At 30.5% G+C, this 9,167-nt stretch carries 11 protein-coding genes; 6 read left to right on the top strand and 5 right to left on the bottom strand.

All coding sequences use genetic code 11. The features are described 5' to 3' along the window. Window positions 1-141: LytTR family transcriptional regulator DNA-binding domain-containing protein (locus tag MK119_RS24375; protein WP_366512834.1), on the top strand; the 141-nt coding region annotated here is incomplete at its 5' end. A gap of 117 nt (window positions 142-258) precedes the next feature. Here the strand turns inward: MK119_RS24375 and MK119_RS16435 are convergent. Continuing rightward, complete coding sequence (locus MK119_RS16435; protein WP_290680781.1) at window positions 259-453, bottom strand: hypothetical protein; 195 nt, start codon at window positions 451-453, stop codon at window positions 259-261. A 26-nt stretch (window positions 454-479) separates the two neighbouring features. Between MK119_RS16435 and MK119_RS16430 the strand changes: the two genes are divergently transcribed. Both MK119_RS16430 and MK119_RS16425 read left to right on the top strand, forming a co-directional pair. Beyond that, window positions 480-734: a hypothetical protein gene (locus MK119_RS16430; RefSeq protein ID WP_290680780.1), complete on the top strand. Its 255-nt coding sequence runs from the start codon at window positions 480-482 to the stop codon at window positions 732-734. Between the two features lie 190 nt (window positions 735-924). Continuing rightward, complete coding sequence (locus MK119_RS16425) at window positions 925-1,485, top strand: DUF4494 domain-containing protein (RefSeq protein WP_290680778.1); 561 nt, start codon at window positions 925-927, stop codon at window positions 1,483-1,485. A gap of 105 nt (window positions 1,486-1,590) precedes the next feature. Here the strand turns inward: MK119_RS16425 and MK119_RS16420 are convergent, their stop codons facing one another. Further along, the gene (locus MK119_RS16420) at window positions 1,591-2,835 is read right to left on the bottom strand and encodes a DoxX family protein (protein WP_290680777.1); all 1,245 of its coding nucleotides are present in this window, start codon (window positions 2,833-2,835) and stop codon (window positions 1,591-1,593) included. A 537-nt stretch (window positions 2,836-3,372) separates the two neighbouring features. On the opposite strand from MK119_RS16420, the gene MK119_RS16415 reads away from it, so the two are divergent. From MK119_RS16415 to MK119_RS16405, 3 genes are read left to right on the top strand one after another with little or no spacing between them, the layout of a single operon-like run. Then, complete coding sequence (locus tag MK119_RS16415) at window positions 3,373-3,687, top strand: heavy metal-associated domain-containing protein (RefSeq protein ID WP_290680775.1); 315 nt, start codon at window positions 3,373-3,375, stop codon at window positions 3,685-3,687. A 16-nt stretch (window positions 3,688-3,703) separates the two neighbouring features. After that, complete coding sequence (locus MK119_RS16410; RefSeq protein ID WP_290680774.1) at window positions 3,704-4,234, top strand: DUF6702 family protein; 531 nt, start codon at window positions 3,704-3,706, stop codon at window positions 4,232-4,234. A gap of 11 nt (window positions 4,235-4,245) precedes the next feature. Continuing rightward, window positions 4,246-4,827: a HupE/UreJ family protein gene (locus tag MK119_RS16405; RefSeq protein ID WP_290680772.1), complete on the top strand. Its 582-nt coding sequence runs from the start codon at window positions 4,246-4,248 to the stop codon at window positions 4,825-4,827. A gap of 173 nt (window positions 4,828-5,000) precedes the next feature. Here MK119_RS16405 and MK119_RS16400 read toward each other — a convergent pair whose 3' ends face one another. The 3 genes from MK119_RS16400 to MK119_RS16390 form a co-directional block, all read right to left on the bottom strand. Continuing rightward, on the bottom strand, window positions 5,001-5,288 hold the full coding sequence (locus MK119_RS16400; protein WP_290680770.1) for a hypothetical protein: 288 nt from the start codon (window positions 5,286-5,288) through the stop codon (window positions 5,001-5,003). 171 nt (window positions 5,289-5,459) lie between these two features. Next, window positions 5,460-6,359 carry an EamA family transporter gene (locus tag MK119_RS16395; RefSeq protein WP_290680769.1) on the bottom strand — a complete coding sequence of 300 codons (900 nt, stop codon included), beginning with the start codon at window positions 6,357-6,359 and terminating at the stop codon, window positions 5,460-5,462. Between the two features lie 648 nt (window positions 6,360-7,007). Next, on the bottom strand, window positions 7,008-9,167 hold the full coding sequence (locus MK119_RS16390) for a DUF5916 domain-containing protein (protein ID WP_290680767.1): 2,160 nt from the start codon (window positions 9,165-9,167) through the stop codon (window positions 7,008-7,010).

Raw genomic sequence — 9,167 nt, 5'->3', positions numbered from 1 at the left:
AAGTCATATTTAGTCAAGATGTCTGAAGTCAAAGAAATCAGTGTCGCTTCTGGTAGTAAATATATGGCTGAACTAAAGAATGGCGCACGTATTCCTATTGGGCGGACTCGATATAAGGATGTTAAGGGGAAGTGGGTTTGAATACGTGTTATTGGCTTCCAAGGATTCTTGTAAACTATTAAGATACTCCTAATTTATAAATAGTATTTATTAAAATTTTTATACCATTCTTCATCAATTGTTATCTCTTCTTTAAATTCAACAGAAACTCCAATGTCTTAGTTCTTTAAGTTTTTCAACCAACAAATCTCCATCTATTAAGTAAATAACTGGAGCTCCATCGCTAGATGCTTCTATTGTAGCCTCTCTAGTAAATGCCCTAGAGCCTCCTAATTCATTCAGAGCCTTAATAGTATAATTAAAAAAATATTCTCTTTTCGGAAATGATTTCATATTTTACAATATACAAATTTAAAAAAATGTTAGTTGAAGATCTGAACCATCTTAAATTGCTTTCAACAAATATAAATGGTGATTTTGAAGATTTTTATGTATTAATAGCTAATGGATTAGCTAGGATTCGAAAAAGAATACTATATGATCCCATATATGATGAATTTTCTTTAATAAATGAAATTAATGAATCTTTTCAACAATTTCATTCTTCAAAAATTGATATTGAATCTAACTTAATTTCAGCAATTAAAGCTAAGGCATTATTTAAGCTCAAATAATTTTTCTTTTTTCATTAAAAAATTAAATATTAATAACTAAAATAACTTTGCCTACACCAAAAAAAACCTAACTCCCTAACCCTAAACTTACTACAAAATTCAACTAAAAATTGTGAATATTTATTTTAGTTTTTGCAATTTTTAGCTTAGTAGAAATCCTATATTTGGCGTCCAAAAAACAATATAGATTATGAGTGCAACTTGGTATGAATGCAAGATAAAATATAGAAAATTAGAAGAGGAAACTGGTGAGTATAAGCTAAAAACAGAACCATTTTTAGTAGATGCTATTTCGTATACGGAAGCAGAAAGTAGAATTACCCAAGAAATGGCTGCGTATTTACGAGAAGGCGAAGAAATTAAGATAACGAATATCAAAGTAGCGAATTATGCAGAAATCCATCCGTTTGAGAATTCGGATCGTTGGTTTAAGTGCAAAGTAAGTTTGATTGCCTTTGATGAAGAAAGCGGAAAAGAACGCAAAACGAATCAGTATTTGTTGATTCAAGGAAATGATGTGAAAGAAGCGTATGAAAATACCATGACTGCTATGAAAGATACGATGGCAGAATTTACGATTCCTGCCATTGCTGAATCTCCAATTATGGACGTTTTTCCTTATTTTTCTGGAGAAGAAAGTGAAACCAAAGAGTTAGAAAAGTTTATGGCTTTGAAAGATTCTGTCCCTACGACTAATGAAATCGATGAAGATTTAGCCTTAGTGGATAGCTTAACTGCTGACACAGAATAATATTTATTAGTTTATATACTAAATACAAAAGGGAACTTTGGTTTTAATGGACAAAGTTCCCTTTTTGTATTATATACGCTTTCCTTAGCGCTGATCGTACAGTACTTATTGAAAAGATTGTTCATTAATCCAATGAAACTTGCGATTGGTAAGGGTAAAATCTTCTCGTGTCATTTTTTTAAAAGAAATGGTGAGTGTGTCTCCATAAAAAACGCCTTTAAATTCTAAATGATTAGCATTTAACTTTTTGTATGAAATCATTAGCTTGTCACTATTTTTTTCTGAAGAAAATGTTAGTTGATGTTTTACAGTATCTACGGTTACCTCAAACCTGTCTATTTCTCCCGTCATTCTTTTTATAACAGCTTTGTTTTTTTCTTCAAAGATAAAGTATTCCCAACGGTATGTATCGTTAGTTAAGGGTTGTAAAATCTGACTGTTTTTTTGAAATGAATCAGCTTTCCACAATCCATACAGTGCTGATTTTTCTTTTAACTGATCTCTTATTTTGAATTGTACTAGCAATTGAATTGAAACAGTAGCTAAAATGAGTACTAAAACTAGTTTCTTAATAGAAGATACAGCTGTTTGTGTTTTTGGATTCTTAAACGCTGGCTCATAGTTACTTTGTGGTACATTCTTGTTTTTGAAAAAGAAATGAAGCAGTCGATCTTTATCTGTATAAAGCAATACCAATGCTAACAAAATGATATGAAAAGACACTAGTTTTACAGGAATATCATAGGTCATATTCATCATAAACACATTCGTCATTACTCCTAAAATAATGATACTTCCCAATGTTTTTGTTCGTTTAGATAGCAACAACACACCACCTATTATTTCTGAAAGCGCAATAAATATATTGTACGCAAAAGAATGTCCCATAAACGTCCATGCCAATCCCATAGGAGAAAGTTCGCCAACTGTTTGAACTAGTTTTTCAAAACTATGATCCGCAAATTGTCCTTTGAATAGTTTTCCAAAACCATAAAGCAACATGGCTAATAATAAAATCACTCTGATAATTCGGGTCAATAAATTAAAATGTTGTTGGTAGTTTTTTCTTTTAGTATCCAGTAATGACCAAAGTCCCGTAATAATGAATGTTAACAATAGACTAAAAACCAATCGAACATAATCAAAGCTTCGATCACCGCTTCCAGTACTTTCTAACTTTATTTCATTCGTATAACCAAGAATATTTGTTCCAAACCAACGTAGTGTTGATTCTAATAATGGAGATAATAACAAGGTTAAAACATATAAAATAATATAAGTAAAAAGTAGTCTAAAAGTTATTTTTTGCAATGGACTCCAAGACTTTTGTTGGAATTCTTCTGTATTCATCTGTTGAATTATTTATAGAAATGGGTATTGGTTTTGCGCAAAACGTAACAACCAAATCGTTTTATTTTTGAATTGAGTTTTTAAGAGCGGTTTTTAATCTGTTAGTTTTCCTTAAATCCAATGTTGTTCTACCTATTTTCTGATAATATGTAATAGTTCTATACAGATGTATCTTCTTTATTAATTAATACCTGTAAAGATAGTTCGAGACAGAAATGTTGGTTTCCTTTTTAAGACAAAAAAATTAAAAACTTTAAAAGAATCTTTGGCTAATTCTAAAGTAAACCTCATTTACATAAAGAATGAACTTTAATGCTTGATTTGTTGTAGGGTAAACAATGATATGGTTGTTATATACATAATTAAGTTGATTTTTTAGCTTAGTTAGTTGAATATGACCCAAGCCTTCCTTGTGAAGGCTTTTTTTATTCCATACTTCTTTTCCATCATAGGATTCTATTTATTTTTTAAAAATTTTAAAGTCATTAATATTTTATATATTTGCTAACGCAACATAGTTGCATTAAAGTGATTTTTATGCGAGTTATATTAGCTATTTTGATACTAAGCAGCCTAACACTAACGTTTACCTCCTGTAAGGGTTTTCCAGAAGAAGAAAGAATGCTTGTGGTTGGTGATACAGATGCTGTATTGGTATTACCTGTTTCTAACGCTGGTTGTAAAAATTGTCAACAAATCATGGAAGATAATTTGCTGAAGGAAAAAGGTGTAAAACAAGCTATATTAAACTTACATACTAAAAAAGTTTCTGTTGTATACAACCCAACAACAACTTCTGAAATGTTAAAGAACAAAGTCAAGAGTTTAAAAGCAATACTTCCTTGTAAATAATTTAATCTTTTTAATAATGACATTCAGATTACAAATAATTTATTTATTGCTCAGTACATTATTTTTTTCATCTCCTGTAAAGCATTCAAAAGAACATCCTTTAAAACTTACTTCATCGGAAATTAAGTATGATGCTAAGACGAAAACTATGAAAATGGAATGTAAAGTTTTTATTGATGATTTTGCCCCTGTCATAAATTCAAGTTTATTTTTAAGGGTTCGTAACTCAGAAATAACAGACAATGATAAAATAGAAAATCAAAGTTATTTTAGGGAGAAATACAGAATTTTTGTAAATAATAGAAAGCTTCCCTTACACTTTAAAAATTATAAAGTACATGCTCAAGAAAATGTACTCTCGATAGAGTTTTCTGAAAATCGTGTTAGCCTAAAAAAAGGAGATGAAATTTATATTGAAAACGAGTTGCTTTTCGATGAATTTTATTACCAACAATCAAACTGGGTCACATTACGAATACCTCCTTTTTTACCTCAATATAGTTTTGAAAGTAAAATTGAAAAATTCGCCTATTCACATAAGCTATAAATCTTTTATATATGAATAATTACAGTGCTTTTTTTACAAATGGTTGGGAACATATTGTTGATATAAATGCCTACGACCATTTATTATTTGTCATGACTTTGTGTGCCGCCTTTAAATTAACTCAATGGAAACAAGTGTTGATAATTATTACAGCATTTACTATAGGTCACAGCGTTACTCTCATCCTTAGTTCATTAGACATCATTCCAACCAATCCGACTATCATAGAATTACTAATTCCTTTTACCATCATGATTACTGCAATTGCTAATATTGTGAACTATGATAAAAGAGCTAAATTTTCTGATGCTAAATTTAAATATCTAATTGCGCTTATTTTTGGGTTGATTCATGGTTTGGCCTTTGCCAGTAACTTTAAGTTTATGTTATTTGGTGATGATATAATTACACCATTATTTTTGTTTAACGTTGGCATTGAAGTAGGGCAATTGTTTATCGTTTTTCTTTTTATGATTGCTTTGTGGCTGTATACAAAAGTCATCAAAGGAGAACATTTAAAATGGAATATTTTCATCTCTGGTGCTGGATTTGGTATTGCAGCAACCATCTTCTTAAATGTTCTAAACGGTTAGTCTTTTAAAAGCAATATACCCATATTTTAAAAATAAGATTGTTACTATGAGCTGTAAGCTTTAAAAAAACAGAAACTTATTTTTAGTTCCTGCTATGTTCATGATATGAGATGATCGCTATATTACAATAAATAGCAATAGTATTGAAAAAGCCTTAAAGGAATGATTTTTAATTACTTTTTTATAAAAAGACTGTATAAAAAACCAACTATCAATGCTATAAGTGCTGGAATCTTAATTACAGAAATTATTTCAATACCATTTTCAAACGGAATCAAAAATAAACTTGGAATGGTCAAAAATACCACAACAATTGCTCTGATAATAAGTAATCCAAATGATCTAGATATATCAATTGCCCAATCCCATGCATACATTCCGGCAAGTCCAATGTAAATCAAAATAGAGACAACAAAAGCAAAAATGACTCCTGTTAATATAGCATTTGATAGTTTTTTCATGATGACCAATTTAAATTATATAGTAAAAGTACATTACAAGTTGAGAACAAAACATACCTACGTATAGCTAATATGATAATTTGGTAAAATCCAAAAGCTTTTACATACACAAGAAAATTCTTTCAAATATAAAAATCATATTTTAGATTCGTTTTATATTCAAGAATTACATTAAGAATTTTGTTTTTTCCTAGTAGTAATAAAATACACACCAACCAACAAGATACTAGCTGCAATCAAAGACTGAGTGGTTAATTCTTCATCCAAAATCCACCAACCTAGCAATAAAGCTACCACTGGATTTACATACGAAGAGGTGGCAACTTTTTCAGTAGATACTTCTTTTAATAAATAATTGAATGCAGTAAATGCTACCAAGCTTCCAAAAACAATTAATAAGAACATGGACCATTGCACATCATAATTCCATGTCAATGGTGAAGTCCATTGTTCTCCTAAAGAAAAGCTTACAATCGCCAACATCACAGAAGCAATAATCATTTGATAGCCTGTACTTACAAGATGATTTTTAGGTAAATCAGCTTTAGAAACAAATACACTAGCATAACTCCAACCAATCACACAAGTAAAAATGAGTAAGATCCCTAAGAGCGTATCATCATCCGTGACCAATTCATGCTGACTCACCAATAAATACATTCCTAAAATCCCGAAAACGACACCAATAATAGACTTGAGTTGCATCTTTTTGTTATCAATCAAACGCATCAATAACAACACAAATAGAGGTTGTGTAGATGCCAATAAGGCTGCAAAACCACTATCAACATATTTTAATGCCCAAACAAAGAGTCCATTTCCAGAAACCATGAATAGAAAGGCGACAAATATTGAGTTTTTAAGTTGTTTTTTAGTGATCCCAAGTTTTTTACCAGAGACCTTCGCAATCAAAAATATCAATATACTCGCGCATAGAAATCGAAAGAACGCTAAGAAGAATGCTGGCAATGCCGTTACTGCTATTTTATTCCATAAATACGTACTTCCCCAAATGATGTAAATGGCAAAAAATGCCAAGATGATGAGAACTTTAGTTGAGAGTAATTTCATGTAGAATTTTCAAATAACAAAAATACAATCTTGTTTTCACTTCTAAGAGAATTTTTTAATCACTTCTCTTCTTTTTTGATTTTATCACAAATCTATTCAGATTCTACCGAAATTTAAAGATTTAGCTTTTGACACCAACATCCGTATACAAAACTTTGAAAATGATCTCTTTTCCTTATTTATGCTTGATTATTCTTTAAAACGAATTGTTAATATTATAATTTGGGTACAACTTATAACGTACATCTATTACAATTAAACTCACTCAATATGATTCATGATTATCATATTGAAACTTATTGGAGCCCTATAAAATAAGGAAGTCAAAAAAGATTTACTTCTTTAGCTATTCATAGGATAGCTACAAAAATGGAACAAACTGTGTATGATTTTCTCAATGTTGACAAAAGTCCATTAGAACAACCTTCGATCATTTTTGAAACACATTTTGATATTAATCATTAAAAAACAATTACCTAATAGATTTGATTGGTCATAGACATCATTCTGTATAAATATGAAACACTTATGAGGATTTAAGCATCTTAATAACCGCTAAAAAAATCATCAAACCCATTATAGTTGATCATTTTAATATATATATTTATTATTTTAGGCGACATTATTTACGATGTGTTTTTTAGAAGTTTAGAAATCAAATCGTTTGTTCATTTTAAAAGCAATTCCCCAATTTTTTGGAGTGATATTTTGTGTAAAATTATCTGAAACTACAAAGTAGAGATATGATAAAGGTTTGTATTCCCATTGCAAGCGACTGTTGATGTTAAAGTTGTCTAATTGCGTATTGTATTGTACATAAGTTGTCCAATTTAAACGATTGGAAAAGAAAATTTCACTAGTCAAACGCGCTAAATGAAAGGTTTCGTTCCCTAATTCATTTAAATTTATATGATTAAGGTCATAATTAAATTTTAAATTAGCAAACGGTAATAATTGATAATTCAAATATGCACCAGCCGTTGTTCGTTTTCCACTGTAATACGTTCCTTTTTGAACATTGAAACGATAACGAAACTTTTGATTGTTGGCTGAATTATAGCCAATTTTTAAGATTCCGAAACGATAACGATCTGGCTGTAATGAATTTCCATTTCTTAAAGGATCAAAACCATATTTTAAATCTACATCATCATAATTGATCACATAATATATCGCGGATAAATCTTTGAAAAATACCGCAGAATTCAAAAAGTGAGAAGATTGGTTAAAGTTTCCCGTTTCATCAAAATACGTATTATTGCTATAGTTGAGATAGCGAACCGAATTTAATGTATTTGAGTTTTCATAAAATTTCTGATATTCTATCCCTGCATTTGCTTGTGTATATCCTTCACGAATCACAACATCATTTATAGCATCATAATTGAATAATCTCGGTGTAAAGCCAACATCTGTCAAATAATTTTGTTCTACTTTTTTAACACCTGCATTCCACCTTAATCCGCGTTGGTTGTACCAAATCCCAAGGTTATAAAAATTGTTTTTGTATTCAATTCCATCATTAAAACTTTTACCAAAGTTGGCAATTCCAATCCATTTGTTGTTATTGGATTTGTAATTAATATTGATTCCTGCAACACGATTGTAATCGTCTACAAATTCAAAATCATTGGTTTCTTGGCGATTGATAAGATATGCCGTTGCTGCAAAATTTTTAGATACTTGCTGTTCTCCTACCAAGGCTGTAAAATTCTGTGAAGCAATTTCGTTTTCGTCATCTGTTTGTACATTTAGTAGTCCAATTCGTGTTTTTGGTGCAATGTTTCCGGAGAGTTTTATACCAAATTGAATATCACTCTGTGCTCCTATTCTTCTGGAATAAAAAGGATTGACGCCATTTACACCTAAATTCGAAAATAGATCTGCATTTTCAAGAAAAAAGTTTCTACGTTCAGGAAAAAATATCGCAAAACGCGTCAAATTGGTCACTTGCTGATCTACATCAATCTGGGAAAAATCGGGATTAATGGTCGCATCTAATTTTAAAGAAGACGTCAAGTTATATTGTACATCTACGCTTGGTACAAAAGTCGTTTCGTTTGTATCGTTACTTATATCTTCTTGATAATTTGTCGTGATTGATGGTGTTACCATAAACCGCGATGCTGCGATATCTGGAAGATTTTCTACAGTAAACTTTTCCGTAAAACGCAAATCGAGTGTTGGATAGTTTCGCTTTACATTTTTAAAGATTGTCCATGAGTTGTTTTTAATATCTCGTACATACAATTGAATTCCAAATACTGGATTTTCTTTGTTAAAATTGAGCGCCTTAAGCGGAATTGCTAATTCATATTGTTTCTTCTTTCCATTTAACACTGCTTTTGATTGCCAAATGGCGTTCCAACTAAAATTCAGATTGTATCCATCATTCACACGACCAACCAAACCATCTGTTTGATTTCCCAATGAATTTACTGCGAATAAATATCCATTCTGTTCCTGATTTTGGGTATCTATCACAATAATAAAAGCGTCACTAAATGCTATAGAAACATCTCTTTTCAAGGTATTTACACGAGTTTCTTCAGTGGAATCATTGTATATTGCTTGTACATATAAGAATTCTCCATTATGGAAGAGTTTTACTTCTGTTTGATTTTCTGATTGTCCAATATCTGTTGGTAAGTAATTGTAAAAATTTGTAAGCGTTGGTGATTGTTGCCAAACAGCTTCATTGAACTGTCCGTCAACCGTTATTTCTGTATTGATAAAGGGAATTGAACTTTTTTGTGCGAAACTCTTCAAGAAACCGCACCAACAAAGGAATGCAAGTATATACTTCAT

Origin of the sequence: Kordia sp. (assembly GCF_022447245.1) — a bacterium.
In the GTDB taxonomy this organism is placed as follows: domain Bacteria; phylum Bacteroidota; class Bacteroidia; order Flavobacteriales; family Flavobacteriaceae; genus Kordia.
This window is presented reverse-complemented; position numbering and strand designations above follow the sequence as displayed.